The sequence below is a fragment of the Maribacter algae genome (assembly GCF_047345745.1).
Taxonomy (GTDB): Bacteria; Bacteroidota; Bacteroidia; order Flavobacteriales; family Flavobacteriaceae; genus Maribacter.
Genome location: NZ_JBLFES010000004.1, coordinates 400,484 through 415,308 on the forward strand (window position 1 = coordinate 400,484; position 14,825 = coordinate 415,308).

Below are 14,825 nucleotides of genomic sequence, written 5' to 3' on the forward strand. Positions count from 1 at the left end.
GCTTTAAAAGCTATCGTCTTGAAATCATCCATGAAATCCGATTTTCTTAAATATCAAGCGCAAACCACGCCACATCCCCTTGGAATGGAAGTTTCCAAGGCCAAAGGCAGTTATATCTATGATACAGAAGGAAATAAACATTTGGATTTTGTGGCCGGAGTCTCGGCCTGTAGTTTAGGACATTGTCATCCAAAGGTCGTCAAAGCCGTTCAGCAACAGGCCGAAAGGTATATGCACGTAATGGTATATGGAGAATATGTACAGTCGCCCGCAGTAAACTATGCAGGACTTCTTGCCAAAAGCCTTCCACACAATTTAGAGACCACATATTTGGTCAATTCGGGTACGGAAGCTATCGAAGGTGCCATAAAAATGGCGCGGCGCCATACAGGACGTTCGGAAATTATTGCGGCCCACAATGCTTATCACGGCAATACCATGGGAAGTTTAAGCTTAATGGGCTATGAAGAAAGAAAAAGTACTTTTAGACCGTTGATTCCCGATGTTTCTTTTATTCATTTTAATGCGGAAATTGAACTAGAGCGAATAACCAAAAAAACCGCTTGTGTGGTTTTGGAGACCATTCAGGGCGGTGCAGGTTTTATTCTCCCCAGAAACGGCTATTTAAAAAAGGTCAGGAAAAAATGTGATGAAACGGGAGCTTTGCTCATTTTGGATGAAATTCAACCGGGTTTTGGTCGGACCGGAAAACTGTTCGCTTTTGAACATTTTGATTGTGTTCCCGATATTTTAGTGATGGGAAAAGGTATGGCATCCGGGCTTCCTGTTGGCGCCTTTACCAGCAGTCATAAAATAATGAAATCTTTACAGGAACGACCAAAATTAGGCCATATTACGACCTTTGGAGGCAACCCCGTTGTTGCAGCGGCAAGCCTGGCTACCTTGACCGAATTGTTGAATACTTCCTTGATTCAGGATACGTTGAAAAAGGAAAAGTTGTTCCGTAAATTACTGGTACATTCCAAAATAAAGGAAATAAGAGGCAAAGGATTAATGCTTGCCTTGATCCTTGAAAATGAAGAAGTTACCAATAAAGTGGTATTGCTCGCCAAACAGAAAAACCTTATTCTCTTTTGGTTGCTTTTTGAACCAAAAGCTGTGCGTATATCCCCTCCCCTGACCATTTGCGAAGCGGAAATTAAGGAAGGTTGCGCCATTATTCTTCAAATTTTGAACGCATTATGACAATAAGTTGTTAACTAATTTGTTAATAATATAAGGTGGACAGTAAGCTAAAAAAACCTTCAAAAGCTTACTTTTAAGTCCATAGCATAATCAAAACGTTTCTATGGCGTTAGACTCTAACGAAAGACCAAACCAGCCGATTACCAAGTTCGAATCCATGTTGAAGACGGACGATGTCTACTTCTTTGATGCGGAAGATTTTGAGGACATTATTCATCATTATCTGAACAATGGCAAAATTGCTCTGGCGAAGAAAGGGATTAAAATCGGGCTACAACAACATCCTGCATCAATTGAGCTAAAGCTGTTAAATGTAGAAGTTTTGGTCTTTGAAAATAACTTGGCCAAGGCTGAGTTGCTCTTGGACGAACTTCAATTATTGGATGCCAATAATGAGGAAATCTACATTCAACGGGCCAACATTCTCTCCAAAAAGGATAATCACGAAGGTGCGGTAAACCTATTATATAAGGCATTAGAACTTTCCACGAATAGTTTTGACATTCATTCATTGTTAGGCATGGAATATCTTTTTATGGATGATTTTAAATTGGCCAAGGAGAGTTTTATGAAATGCCTAGAGGTTGATGACCAGGATTACTCATCACTCTACAACGTTATTTACTGCTTTGAGTTTTTAGAGGATTATGAGGGTGCCATTCATTATCTAAATGATTATTTAGAGCGAAATCCTTACTGCGAGGTAGCATGGCATCAGTTGGGAAAATTATACTACACCGAAAAAATGTACCCCGAAGCTCTTACCGCTTTTGATTTTGCCATTATATCAGATGATTCTTTTATTGGGGCCTACTTTGAAAAAGGTAAAGTGTTGGAAAAATTGGGACGTTTCAATGAGGCTATTGAAAATTATGAAACGACCATAAGTATAGAGGATCCTACGTCCCATGCTTTTTTGAGGATAGGGCGTTGTTATGAAAAGTTGAACGATGATGATATGGCCCAATATTATTATAAGCAGACGGTACGGGAAGATCCTCTTTTGGACAAAGGTTGGTTGGCCATTACCAATTTTTATTTTAAGGTGGAAAACTATCAAGAGGCACTTGAAAATATTAATAGAGCATTGAACATAGACGGTGAAAATCCGTTGTATTGGAAAAAATGTGCCCAGATAAACCATGCATTAAGAGAATATCATCAAGCGGATTTTGCCTTTAAGCAGGCCGTGGATTTGGGAAACTACGAACTCGATACTTGGGTATCATGGGCAGAAGTGGTACACAAAGTTGGTGATACCGAATCCGGACTCGAAATTTTAGGGCAAGGCAAGGAGTTTTATCCGGAAAATTTGGAAATCCAATATAAAATCTTAGGATTGCTGTTATTTTTGGAGGACTTCATCAGTGCAAGAATAGCCCTTTTGGATATTTTACAACTGGACAAAAACTTGAGCGAAATACATCTTTTGGAAAGTCAATTCGCTAACTTTACCCATTCGGAATGGGTACAATCCGTTTTGGAGAGTACCAAAAAAGCTTCCTAATTGCTTCACTTCATTATTTTATGGGTCACAGGAAATTAATTGATTATTTCTTCATCACTTTAAAGGGTATTGCCATGGGCGCAGCTGATGTAGTCCCTGGTGTTTCAGGAGGTACAATTGCTTTTATATCAGGGATTTATGAAGAATTGATTACATCCATAAATAATATCGATTTTGGATTGATCAAAATCTTAAGGAAAGAAGGCATCAAAGGAGCTTGGACTGCAGTAAATGGTAATTTTTTACTCGCGTTGTTTATTGGCATATTTATAAGTCTTTTTTCGTTAGCGACATTGGTCAGTTGGTTATTGGAAAACCAACCGGTACTGTTGTGGTCGTTTTTCTTTGGTTTGGTAACCGCAAGCGTATTTTTTGTTGGAAAAGAAATTAAAAAATGGAACTTTGGTACCATTACCATCTTATTGATTGGTGCCGCCATCGCATTTTTTATTACAACATTACCTCCAAATGAAAATATAGATGGGTTACCGTTTCTTTTCTTATCGGGTGCTTTGGCCGTTTGTGCAATGATTTTACCAGGAATTTCCGGAGCTTTTATTTTAGTGCTCCTAGGTTCATATAAAACCATTTTGGATGCGGTTCACGAAAAAGACTTTAAAATAGTGGCTACCGTTGCTGTGGGTGCCATATTTGGGCTATTGAGTTTTGCCAGACTCCTCAAATGGATGTTCAAAAATTATAAAAACCTGACACTGGCCATGCTTACCGGATTTATCATAGGTTCTCTCAATAAGATTTGGCCATGGAAAAAAATATTGGAAATTAAAAAATTCGGGGAGAAAGAAGTTATCATCGATACCAATACCTCTCCCTTAAATTATGATGGTGACCCGCAAATATTGTATGCCGTTATCATAGCGCTCATAGGTTTTTCCCTTATTTTTATATTGGAAAAATCAGCTTCAAAAAAGTAAGCGTCAAACCCAATGCACCACCCAAGAACCTTTTTAGATAAACTCTTGCTTGTAATCAAAGGGCTATGTATGGGTGCAGCGAACAAAGTTCCCGGAGTGTCCGGTGGTATTGTAGCTTTTGTTGGAGGATTCTATGAAGAATTCATCTATTCGCTTCAAAAAATAAATATAAAAGCTTTTAAATTACTATTTAGTGGAAGGTTCAAGAGTTTTTATCGCTACATAAACGGTTCTTTTATCTCACTGCTACTCTTTGGGATGTTGGTGAGTTATTTTAGTGTTTCCAAGGTATTGGACTATTTTTTGAAACACAATGAGCTCTTTGTGTGGTCTGCTTTCTTTGGTATGATTTTGGGTTCGATTTATTATATAGGCAAGGACTTTGAGCATTGGAAAAAGGATACGTTTACGGCTGCCATCATTGGTCTGGCCATAGGTATCGCCATTAGTTTTTTAAGCCCGGCAAAGGAAAATGACAACTTGCTGTTCATTTTTCTATGTGGAATGATAAGTGTGTCCGGCATGACCTTGCCAGGGCTTTCGGGTTCTTTTATCCTGATTCTTTTAGGGAATTACGTATTGCTATTGGTAGACTCCGTAAATGCGCTATATGATACGTTTGCCGAACTGTTTCAAGGTGATTTTAGCTTTATAAGAAATACTGAACGTCTGAATACGTTAAAGGTTTTGGCTGTTTTTACTTTGGGTTCGGCCACAGGACTAGTCTCTCTGTCCCATTTGCTCAGTTTTGTGTTAAAACGTTTCAAACACATCACAACGGCTGTTATTCTTGGATTTATTACTGGTTCGTTAGGCACAGTATGGCCATGGAAAAGAACTATTTATAAAAAAGGTTTGGGAGAAACCGTTTTATTGGATTCCCGAGGCGAGAAAATAATTTCCAATTATGAACGCTTCCTACCTGATCTAAGAAATCCGGAAACGTGGTGGGCCCTATTTTTTATCGTACTGGGTATAAGCATATTATTAATTTTGGATTGGTATGGAAAAAACAGAAAAAGACTTGCTTAGATTCGGTTTATTGGGAAAAAATATATCCTATTCCTTCTCAAGGGGATATTTCAACGAAAAATTCAAAGCGTTAAAACTAGAGGACCATAGGTATGAGAATTTTGATATAGAATCGATTGAAAAATTCAATACGATTGTTGAGAATACGCCTAACCTAAAGGGACTTAACGTAACGATTCCCTACAAAGAAGCAGTAATCCCTTTTTTAGATGAACTGGAACCTTCGGCCAAAATAATAGGGGCCGTGAATACGATTAAAGTCGAAAAAGGGAAGTTGACGGGTTACAACACGGATGCGTATGGATTTCAAAAATCATTGGAACCCTTTTTAAAAAAACAACATAAAAAAGCTTTGATTTTGGGCACTGGTGGTGCATCCAAAGCCATAGCTTTTATTTTAAAAGAACTGAATATTTCATACCGATTTGTATCGCGAAGCGGGAAAAATAGTGGTTTCACTTATGAAGCGTTAAATCCTGAGATAATGAGCGACTACCTATTAATCATCAATTGCTCCCCCTTGGGTACTTTCCCAAACATAGAGGACAAACCTCAAATCCCATACGAGACCATTACCCAAGACCACTTGTTCTTTGACCTCATATACAATCCTGAAAAAACCACCTTTTTAAAGGAAGGGGAAATAAAAGGAGCCACTATATGTAATGGCTTAAAGATGTTGGAATTACAAGCTGAAAAGTCCTGGGAAATATGGAACTCTTAAACAGGAAAAATAAGTTGACCAATACGTTTTATTTTTTTCCTTAAAAGTATTCCATAAAAGACAGGCTTTATATTTCCAAAAAGAAATTTATATCCTTTGCCATTCCTATGGTTGTTACTATCTTGTAGAGACCTAAGCGATAATCATGTCTAAAGACAAAGAATCACAATTACCTGAAAATGAGGTAAATCCTAATAAGTCGGAAACTACCAATCCTGAAGAATCGGTTTTGGAGAAAACTACCGATGTTGAAATTGCAAAAGAAGATAGTAATTCCGAAGCCATAACCAAAGAAAGTATTTCCAAAAAAAATGAAGAGGAAATTACTCCAACTACTGTAACCAAAAAGGAGGAATCGGATAAGGAATCAGAAGATGTTCACGAAGAAATAGACGATTCCAATGCCGAGGATGCGGAAGATAGTCATACTGAAAAAAGACATCAAATACCTATTTTAGATTACCATTCCATGTCCATGGAAAATCTTGTGGGAGAACTGCAGCGCTTGGTAAGAAACGAAAAAGTACAGGCGATCAAAAAGCATGTAGATGGTATAAGAGATGAATTCAATCTAAAATTTCAAGAATTCATAGAGCAGAAAAAGGAGGATTTTATTGCCAGTGGTGGTAATGAAATAGACTTTCACTACAACTCCGTCACCAAAAGGCAATTCAACGAAGTTTATAGTGACTATCGTGAAAAAAGAAATCAATATTATAAGAATCTAGAAAAGAGCCATAAAGAAAATCTGGCATACCGTCTTGAATTGATTGAGAACTTAAAAGGTCTGGTAAATGTAGAGGAGGACATGAACACTACGTATCAAAGTTTTAAGGACATTCAGGAAAAATGGAGAAATGCCGGTCCTATCCCTAGAGCCGATTATAATAATGTTTGGCGTACTTATCAACATCATATTGAAATATTCTATGATTTCCTGCATCTAAATCGTGAGTTGCGTGATCTGGATTTTAAGCACAACCTTGCTGAAAAACAAAAGATTGTGGAGCGTGCGGAAAGCTTGGCCCAAGAGCCTGATCTAAATCGTGCTTTTAGGGAACTACAGGTATTACATAAATTATGGAAAGAAGATATTGGTCCCGTAGGCAAGGAGCATAGGGAGGAAATATGGGAGCGTTTTAGCAATGCTACAAAAATCATCCATGGCAGGAGACAGGAATATTTTAAGAATCAGGATAAAATACATGAAGAAAACCTTGTTGTCAAAAGTGAAATTATAGCTGCCATAAATAATCTTTCCAAGAACGTATCTACAAGCCATAGGGAAATCCAACAGCAGATCAGAAAATTGGAAGAACTCAGGGAATCTTTTTTTAAGGCGGGCAAAGTTCCGCAAAAGGACAACGAAAAAACATGGTCGGCCTTCAAGGATGCCGTTAGAGCTTTCAATCGTAACAAAAATGCCTTTTATAAAAATCTAAAGAAAGACCAACAAGAAAATCTTGATAAAAAAAGAGCTTTATTGGCGATTGCCCTAGAATTAAAGGACAGTGAAGATGTAGCTACGGCCACATCCGAAATGAAACGTATTCAAAGCGAATGGAAAAAAATTGGTCACGTTCCCAGAAAATATTCCGATAAGCTTTGGAAAGAATTTAAAAATGCGTGCAACCACTATTTTGACCGTATTCATGCCTCAAAAAACAGTACCTACAAAAAGGAAGAGGAAAATCTAAAGCTGAAGGAAGCCTGTATGGAGCGCTTAAAAGCATTTCAATTAAGTAGTAAAAAAGAGGACGATTTGGTCACTATAAAAGCTTTTATTGATGAATGGAAAAAGTATGGAAACGTTCCTTTTAAGAAAAAAGGCATCAATCAAAAATTCAATAAAATAATTGATGCGCTTTTCCATAAGTTGAACGTTAGCCGTCAGGAATCCGAACTATTGAAATACGGAAACAAAATTCAGCAACTGGCCAATGATGATGATCAGGAAAGAGCCATACAAAACGAACGTTCTTTTATTCGTAAGAAAATCAATGAAAGTAAGGATGAAATCCGTCAGTTAGAGAATAACTTACAGTTTTTCTCCGGGGCCTCCGAGAACAATCCTATGGTACAAGATGTGATTAAAAAAGTGGAAAAGCAAAAAGATGCTCTTGCCGCCTGGAATGTAAAACTTAAAAAACTGAACATCTTAAAAAACAATCTTCAAAAAGAGCAGGAAGAGACTTCAAACGAGGAAGAATAGTTTTACGATACTTTTATGATGTTAACTGGATATACTTTGGCAAAATACGTTGTCTTCCTGACACCTATTTATTTGCTATTACAATTTAACAACGATTATACGATAGCCTTAAAAACCGGCCCAAGCTTTCAGGAGGATATTAAATCACAAGCATTCAAGGTATTGCAAACAAAATGTAACACTTGCCATGCTACCAAAAAGCGACAAGATATTTTCACGTTTAAAAATATGGATAGTCTCTCTCCTGAAATTTACAAGCAAGTATTCGTAAAAAAGAAAATGCCAAAGGGCAGAAAAGCAACTTTGACCACAGAAGAATCCGACGCTTTATTAGCATGGATAAATGATAAGAAATGAAATACAAACTGTTCTTTATAAGCCCAGAAAAACAGTAAACGACAATTAAAAAGAGCGCCAAAGCGCTCTTTTATATTATAAATACTTATTTGAGACGTTACTCTTTATTTCGCAACATTTACGGCCCTTGTCTCTCTGATTACGGTAACCTTCACCTGACCAGGATAAGTCATATCCGTTTGGATTTTTTGAGATATCTCAAAAGAGAGTTGGGCGGCTTTCTCATCATTCACCTTTTCGCTCTCTACGATTACCCTTAATTCCCTACCTGCCTGTATGGCATATGCCTTTTGCACGCCTCCAAAACCAAACGCAATTTCCTCTAAGTCCTTTAAGCGTTGAATATAGGAGTCCAATACTTGTCTTCTTGCGCCAGGCCGGGCCCCGCTAATGGCATCACACACCTGTACTATGGGCGATACCAAGGTGGTCATTTCTATTTCATCATGGTGTGCTCCAATGGCATTGCACACCTCTTTCTTCTCGCCATATTTCTCGGCCCAATTCATACCCAAAATAGCATGCGGTGTTTCTACCTCAGCTTCCGTATTTGGGACTTTTCCAATATCATGTAACAGTCCGGCCCTTTTCGCGATTTTTGGGTTCAGCCCTAATTCAGAAGCCATTACTCCACAAAGCTTGGCTACTTCACGTGAGTGTTGCAAAAGGTTTTGGCCATATGAAGAACGGTATTTCATTCGTCCTACGGCTTTAATAAGTTCAGGATGCAGACCATGGATACCCAAATCGATAACCGTTCGCTTACCTATTTCAACAATCTCTGCTTCAATCTGTTTTTCCGTCTTTTTTACAATTTCCTCTATTCGTGCAGGATGTATTCTACCATCTGTCACTAATTTATGTAACGATAAACGTGCTACTTCCCTCCTAACGGAATCAAAACAAGAAAGTATGATCGCTTCAGGCGTATCGTCAACAATGATTTCGACTCCGGTGGCAGATTCCAACGCTCTGATATTTCTTCCTTCCCTACCGATTATCCTACCTTTTACATCATCGGATTCTATATTGAAAACAGAAACACAATTTTCAACGGCCTCTTCCGTACCTATCCTTTGGATAGTATTGATCACTATTTTTCGCGCTTCTTGTTGTGCCGTAAGTTTTGCCTCTTCGACCGTTGTTTGGATGTACCCCATAGCATCTGTCTTTGCAGTTTCGCGCAGGCTTTCCACTAATTGGCTTTTTGCTTCATCTGCTGAAAGTCCTGAGATCACTTCCAACTGCTGTACCGTACTTTTGTGGAGTTTCTCGAGTTCAGCGTTTTTCTTTTCGTAGAAATCGCGCTTATGTTCTATGTCCCTTAACTTTTCGTCCAACTGGGCATTTAGCTTCTTGTTCTTTGCCAGTTCACTGCTTATTTGGGACTCTTTGTCGCGCGTACGTTTTTCCGCTTCGTTTATTTTTTTGTCCTTGTTGATGATGACCTTTTCATGCTCCGCTTTGAGCTCTAAAAACTTCTCTTTGGCTTGCAGAATTTTATCCTTTTTAAGGCTTTCTCCTTCCAGTTTTGCTTCTTTCAAGATCTGTGAAGCATCTTTTTTGGCACTCGCTATCATTTTGGAGGCTTTTCCTTTTTCCAAGAATTTTGCGATGGCAAAACCAATCGCCAGGCCAACTATTGCCGCTATTATAATCATTGTACTGTCCATAGTATATCTAAAATATTTATAAAAAAAAAGCCCACATTGGAGAAGTTTTGTACAAACTCCATAAAACAGGTTTAGGGCTAACAGACTGATCAAGGATCCCTATGCAAGTAGGGCCTGCTTTTACAATCTAAACTCACCCTTTTTAAATCTAATTAATGTTGAGTTTGTCAAAAGATAATACCAATGTGGGCAGTAACTTTGATGTATTTAAAAGAACGTTTTTATTTTAAGGACAACCGCGAATTGATCAAATCGTCCAGCGCTTTTAAACGCTCCTCGGCTTCTTTGGTCCCTTCTGTTTGCTCAATGCCTTTTTGCTCAATTTTAGAGGCAAATTGTAAGGCGCACATGGCCAATACATCTTGTTTGTCCCTAACCGCATAACTCTGCTCAAATTTCTTGGCCAATTGTTCAATATTTTTGGCCGCTTTTCGCAAACCTTCTTCTTGGGCAGGGTCTATGGTCAATGGATACACCCTATCCGCAATGGAAAGCTTTATTTTGAGCTTTTCTGACATATTATTTAAAATACTATTCCGAAAGTTGGGTAATGCAATGGTCCAACTCCCGTATTAAGGTATTTATTTTAAGCTTAGCTTCTGTCTTATTTGTATTACTGCCTAACATTGAATTTGCAAGTTTGAGCGAATTATATTTTTCTTCCCACTCAGATACCGTTTTATCGGCATTTCTCTGATTGGCTTTTAGGTTGGTCAACTCGTTCTCCAAATCTAGATTGGTTTTTTGAAGTAGTTCTAATTTGTGAACCAACTTACTTACCTTGTTTTCTAAAGAATCAACGATTTGAATTAATTCACCCATACCCAAAATTCAATGCGATTTACACAAAGTTAACATTCATAAAACGACTTGCCAATAGTTTTGTGAAATAATCTCGTAGCTATTCACAAAAGACTGCAATACAGGTACGTTTAATACGTTTTCTTATTTTGCGGCTTCAATTTTTAAGAATTGGCGGTGATTAATTACTTTCGTACCATCAATATATGCTATGAACAAAATTACCCTTGTAATCTTTTTGGCTTTTTCATTTGTAATGAACGGCCAAGAAAACTATCCCATTGATGCCTTTAGACCTCCTTTGGATATTCCGATTATACTGGCAGGTACTTTTGGGGAATTACGCTCCAACCATTTTCACTCAGGAATAGATATTAAAACACAACAACGGGAAGGTCTTCCGGTTTACGGTATAGGAGACGGCACCGTGACCCGCATAAAAGTTTCGCTTTGGGGTTATGGAAAAGTGCTTTATGTTGCGCATCCAAACGGATATACATCGGTTTATGGGCATTTGCAAAAATTCTCTCCGGACATTGAAAAATATATCAAAAAAATCCAATACGAGAAGAAATCGTATGAGGTAGAGGTGTTTCCCGATTATGGCGAATTAAAAATAAAAAAGGGGGAGCTAATTGCGTACAGTGGTAATACAGGAGGTTCTTCGGGTCCGCACTTACATTTTGAAATTAGAAGCAGTATTTCCGAAAAACCCACAAATCCTCTGTTATACGGTATTGATGTGGCCGATGCTACCAACCCCATCCTAGAAAAATTATTCATATATCCCTTATCAAGTACTACGCAAGTCAATGGTAGTCAGGAAAAGATAGAAATCAATTTTTCCAAACAATCGGATGGTACGTATCTGGGAGATAAAATCAGCGCGTTGGGGAAAATAGGATTGGGGTTTATCGGGTTTGACCGTCAAGATCTGGCTGCCAATAGAAACGGTATATATGCCGTTGAACTCAAGGTCAACGGGAAAACCTATACTTCTTACGACTTTGAAAAGTTCTCTTTTGGGGAAACCAGATATATTAATACCCTTATAGATTATGACTATTATGGAAAATATAGACAGCGTATCCAAAAATGCTTTAAAACCCTTGGAAACTACTTGAGTATTTATGACAAGCTGGAAAATAACGGACACATCAATATAAAGGAAGGTTTGAGTTATAACGTGAATTTGATCCTGAAAGATTTTGCCGGGAACAAAGTAGAAGTTACAATACCTATAGAGGGCAAAAAGGAAACGGTGAAGCTTCCAAAAAAATCCGATAAAACGGAAAACTATGTTATCGCTAAAAAACCAAATAATTATGATTTGAATGTAGCGAAGGTCTATTTTCCCGAAAATACTTTTTATGAGGATTTTTATATCGATTTGAAAAAAGGAAATGATACCGTAAGAATCCATAGGAATACGGTTCCTGCGCATCGGAATTTCACCATAACCTTTGATGTTTCCAAGTATCCAAAAGCAGCACAAAAACAGCTTTTTATAGCAAGATTGAACAAGAACTTGGAGGCCAACTACGCTACCACCTATAAACGTGGGAATACATTTACCACCAGAACACGAAATCTGGGCACTTATACTTTGGCGAAAGATACCATAGCTCCCATTATACGTACCAAAAATTTTAAGGAAAAACAATGGCTCAACAATTACAAATATTTGAGCGTTTACATTGCAGATGACCTTAGCGGTATTGATACCTATTCCGCAAAATTGAACGGAGAGTGGATTTTGATGGAATACGAACCCAAGCGCCAAACATTGACCTATAATTTTGATGATAGGATTTTGGACAAAAAACAATGTACCTTGGAGGTTACCGTTATTGATAATGTAGGTAACAAAAATGTGTTGACCACTTCTTTTTACAGAAAATAAAACGTTTGAAATTTTGCAAGGCTCTTTTCCTTTTTATCCTGTTGTGCCAAGCTAACGGTTTGGCGCAGACCGCAGCTATTACCGGTGTTGTGTTCGATACTGAGAACAAACCTTTGCCAAATGTGAATATAACTTCCGGAAAAATAGGCGTTTCCACGGATGAAAACGGATTTTATCTTTTACGAATCATCGCGGATACGGAAACTACGGTCATATTTTCGCACTTGGGGCATAAAGATGTGGTACTGGAAAAACTCCTTCTTTCTACGAACGAAACCTATGAATTTAATCCTATTCTAAAGACCGATGCCATTCAGGTGGCCGGTGTAACGGTATCTCCCAGAGGAGAAAAGGAAACGAGTGGCATTTTATCCGTTTCACCGGAAAGTATACGTAAAATTCCAGGAGCCAATGCCGGCGTAGAAAATATATTAAAATTGCTTCCGGGGGTATCTTCCAACAATGAACTTAGCACACAATATTCTGTACGCGGAGGCAACTATGACGAAAATCTCGTCTATGTAAATGAAATAGAGGTATATCGCCCTTTTTTGATTCGTTCCGCTCAACAGGAGGGTTTGAGTTTTGTAAACAGTAATTTGGTTCAAGATGTAAAATTTTCGCCGGGAGGGTTCCAAGCAAAATATGGGGATAGACTTTCATCTGTGTTGGACATTACTTATAAAAATCCGACCGATTTTTCCGTTCAGGCAGATTTAAGCTTTTTGGGGGCAAGTGCCAGCCTTGAAACCCTTTCAAAAAATAAAAAAATGAGCAGTGTTTCGGGCGTACGATATCGGAATAATGCGTTATTGGTCAACAGTCAAGACACGCAAAGTAATTTCACTCCATCGTTTACGGATGTTCAAAGTTATATTACATATCGATTTTCCAAGAAGTTCAATCTTAATTTTCTCGGAAACCTTTCCGTAAACAACTATGAGAACGAGCCGTTGAACCGCCAAACAAATTTTGGAACCATAGACGACCCCATGGCATTGGTCGTTTTCTACGAAGGAAGAGAGAACAATCGCTACGGTACAGCATTAGGTGCTTTAAAAGGAAACTATTATTTAAATGAAAATACCACCTTAAAACTTATTTCCTCTATTTATCACACTACCGAAGAAGAGTATTCCGATGTTATCGCCTCTTATGAATTGGGAGAAGTGGACAGCAATTTAGGAAGCGAAACCTTGGGAGAAATCCAAAATTCACGCGGTATAGGCTCACAATTCAATAGAACCCGAAATGATCTGGATGCATTGATTTTTAATCTGCAACACAAGGGAACGCATAAAAGAAAGAATACGTTATGGGAATGGGGCGTAAAATACACCCACGAAGATATACGGGACCGATTGCAGGAATCGGAATTTATTGATTCGGCAGGATTTTCGGTAAGACCCCCTAGAGAAGTGTTTATAAACAACCAACCCGAGGAACCTTTTGAAGCTCCTTTAGTGCCGTTTACAGGATTGGATGCTACCAATTTCGTAAAGACCAATAGATTTTCCGGTTTTCTGCAAATGGGAACGCAAACCGTTTGGAACAATAGCGATGTCTATTATAATCTAGGAGTACGCGCACAACATTGGACGGTCAGTGGTACAGGTGTGGATAAAGTTTCCCAAACCGTAATAAGTCCAAGGGCACAATTTGCCATAAAACCAGATTGGGAAAAAGATATGCTTTTCAGGTTGTCTACCGGAATATATCATCAACCGCCTTTTTACCGGGAATTGAGGGACATTACAGGAACTATTGTCCCAACGGTAAAGGCGCAAAAATCCTTTCATTTTGTCATTGGCAATGAATATAGTTTTTTGCTCTGGGAACGCCCTTTTACGTTGTTAAGCGAAGTATATTATAAGAATCTTCAAAACGTAAATCCCTATACTTTAGAAGATGTTCGTATACGCTATGCGGCAAATAACAATACCAAAGCGTATGTGTATGGCGCAGAAGCCAGACTGCAAGGTGCTTTTGTTCCTGGTACGGAATCTTGGGTAAGTATCGGTTTTCTTAAGACCGAGGAAAACCGTGATAATCGAGGCTACATTCCCAGACCCACGGACCAACGTCTTAAGTTGGGCATTCTTTTTCAAGATTATATCCCTACCATACCAAATTTAAGAATGTATATGAATTTGGTATACAGTACAGGTGTACCTGGCGGATCGCCCAGTGATGCGGACCCCTATCTTTTTCAGAATAGATTAAGAGATTACATAAGGGCCGATTTAGGAATTTCATATATTTTTGCAGGGAAGGATAAAACTTTTGCCAAAGGACACTGGTTGCAACCTTTCGAGGAGTTTGGCTTGGGTTTTGAAATTTTTAATCTGTTCAATAACCAAAACTCCATTACAAATACCTGGGTAAGGGACGTGGATAGTAAAAATGAATTTGCCGTTCCTAACTTTTTAACGTCCCGAGTGCTGAATTTAAGATTACAAATGCGGCTTTAACACG

Annotated in this window: 12 protein-coding genes and 1 other RNA gene; 9 read left to right on the forward strand and 4 right to left on the reverse strand. The window is 38.3% G+C overall.

Translation table 11 applies throughout. The annotated features are described in order from the left end of the window. The first annotated feature begins 30 nt into the window (after nt 1–30). The 7 genes from ACKWBX_RS16310 (at nt 31) to ACKWBX_RS16340 (ending at nt 7,973) form a co-directional block, all read left to right on the forward strand. Complete coding sequence (locus ACKWBX_RS16310) at nt 31–1,206, forward strand: aspartate aminotransferase family protein (RefSeq protein WP_413969827.1); 1,176 nt, start codon at nt 31–33, stop codon at nt 1,204–1,206. 103 nt (nt 1,207–1,309) lie between these two features. Then, on the forward strand, nt 1,310–2,713 hold the full coding sequence (locus tag ACKWBX_RS16315; RefSeq protein ID WP_413969790.1) for a tetratricopeptide repeat protein: 1,404 nt from the start codon (nt 1,310–1,312) through the stop codon (nt 2,711–2,713). 20 nt (nt 2,714–2,733) lie between these two features. Continuing rightward, entirely contained in the window at nt 2,734–3,648 is a 915-nt protein-coding gene (locus tag ACKWBX_RS16320; protein WP_413969828.1) for a polyprenyl-phosphate transporter, read from the forward strand. A gap of 12 nt (nt 3,649–3,660) precedes the next feature. Further along, the gene (locus ACKWBX_RS16325; protein ID WP_413969791.1) at nt 3,661–4,680 is read left to right on the forward strand and encodes a DUF368 domain-containing protein; all 1,020 of its coding nucleotides are present in this window, start codon (nt 3,661–3,663) and stop codon (nt 4,678–4,680) included. Then, nucleotides 4,652–5,404, forward strand: coding sequence for a shikimate dehydrogenase family protein (locus tag ACKWBX_RS16330; RefSeq protein ID WP_413969792.1), 753 nt, complete (start codon nt 4,652–4,654; stop codon nt 5,402–5,404). The genes ACKWBX_RS16325 and ACKWBX_RS16330 overlap by 29 nt, the downstream gene beginning before the upstream one ends. A 145-nt stretch (nt 5,405–5,549) precedes the next feature. Beyond that, nucleotides 5,550–7,616 (forward strand): DUF349 domain-containing protein, encoded by a 2,067-nt coding sequence (locus ACKWBX_RS16335; protein ID WP_413969793.1) that lies wholly within the window; start codon nt 5,550–5,552, stop codon nt 7,614–7,616. A 36-nt stretch (nt 7,617–7,652) separates the two neighbouring features. Next, nucleotides 7,653–7,973, forward strand: a complete 321-nt coding sequence (locus tag ACKWBX_RS16340; protein WP_413969794.1) for a hypothetical protein — start codon at nt 7,653–7,655, stop codon at nt 7,971–7,973. A 104-nt stretch (nt 7,974–8,077) separates the two neighbouring features. On the opposite strand, the gene rny is transcribed toward ACKWBX_RS16340, so the two are convergent. The 4 genes from rny to ACKWBX_RS16360 form a co-directional block, all read right to left on the reverse strand. After that, on the reverse strand, nt 8,078–9,646 hold the full coding sequence (rny, locus tag ACKWBX_RS16345) for a ribonuclease Y (RefSeq protein WP_413969795.1): 1,569 nt from the start codon (nt 9,644–9,646) through the stop codon (nt 8,078–8,080). A gap of 53 nt (nt 9,647–9,699) precedes the next feature. Next, a non-coding RNA gene (gene ssrS, locus ACKWBX_RS16350) (6S RNA) lies at nt 9,700–9,810 on the reverse strand. A 57-nt stretch (nt 9,811–9,867) separates the two neighbouring features. After that, nucleotides 9,868–10,164, reverse strand: coding sequence for a cell division protein ZapA (locus tag ACKWBX_RS16355; RefSeq protein ID WP_413969796.1), 297 nt, complete (start codon nt 10,162–10,164; stop codon nt 9,868–9,870). A 13-nt stretch (nt 10,165–10,177) separates the two neighbouring features. Continuing rightward, entirely contained in the window at nt 10,178–10,468 is a 291-nt protein-coding gene (locus tag ACKWBX_RS16360; protein WP_413969797.1) for a hypothetical protein, read from the reverse strand. Nucleotides 10,469–10,658: 190 nt separating this feature from the next. Here ACKWBX_RS16360 and ACKWBX_RS16365 point away from each other — a divergent pair, with 190 nt between their 5' ends. Then, nucleotides 10,659–12,350: a M23 family metallopeptidase gene (locus tag ACKWBX_RS16365; protein WP_413969798.1), complete on the forward strand. Its 1,692-nt coding sequence runs from the start codon at nt 10,659–10,661 to the stop codon at nt 12,348–12,350. A gap of 5 nt (nt 12,351–12,355) precedes the next feature. Further along, complete coding sequence (locus tag ACKWBX_RS16370; protein WP_413969799.1) at nt 12,356–14,821, forward strand: carboxypeptidase-like regulatory domain-containing protein; 2,466 nt, start codon at nt 12,356–12,358, stop codon at nt 14,819–14,821. Nucleotides 14,822–14,825 lie beyond the last annotated feature (4 nt).

Excerpts from the sequence above, each read along its gene's own strand:
- ACKWBX_RS16330 (WP_413969792.1), top strand. The coding sequence starts at position 4,652 with ATGGAAAAAACAGAAAAAGACTTGCTTAGATTCGGTTTATTGGGAAAA.
- ACKWBX_RS16310 (WP_413969827.1), top strand. The coding sequence starts at position 31 with ATGAAATCCGATTTTCTTAAATATCAAGCGCAAACCACGCCACATCCC.
- rny (WP_413969795.1), bottom strand. The coding sequence starts at position 9,646 with ATGGACAGTACAATGATTATAATAGCGGCAATAGTTGGCCTGGCGATT.
- ACKWBX_RS16320 (WP_413969828.1), top strand. The coding sequence starts at position 2,734 with ATGGGTCACAGGAAATTAATTGATTATTTCTTCATCACTTTAAAGGGT.
- ACKWBX_RS16360 (WP_413969797.1), bottom strand. The coding sequence starts at position 10,468 with ATGGGTGAATTAATTCAAATCGTTGATTCTTTAGAAAACAAGGTAAGT.
- ACKWBX_RS16365 (WP_413969798.1), top strand. The coding sequence starts at position 10,659 with ATGAACAAAATTACCCTTGTAATCTTTTTGGCTTTTTCATTTGTAATG.
- ACKWBX_RS16325 (WP_413969791.1), top strand. The coding sequence starts at position 3,661 with ATGCACCACCCAAGAACCTTTTTAGATAAACTCTTGCTTGTAATCAAA.
- ACKWBX_RS16355 (WP_413969796.1), bottom strand. The coding sequence starts at position 10,164 with ATGTCAGAAAAGCTCAAAATAAAGCTTTCCATTGCGGATAGGGTGTAT.
- ACKWBX_RS16315 (WP_413969790.1), top strand. The coding sequence starts at position 1,310 with ATGGCGTTAGACTCTAACGAAAGACCAAACCAGCCGATTACCAAGTTC.
- ACKWBX_RS16335 (WP_413969793.1), top strand. The coding sequence starts at position 5,550 with ATGTCTAAAGACAAAGAATCACAATTACCTGAAAATGAGGTAAATCCT.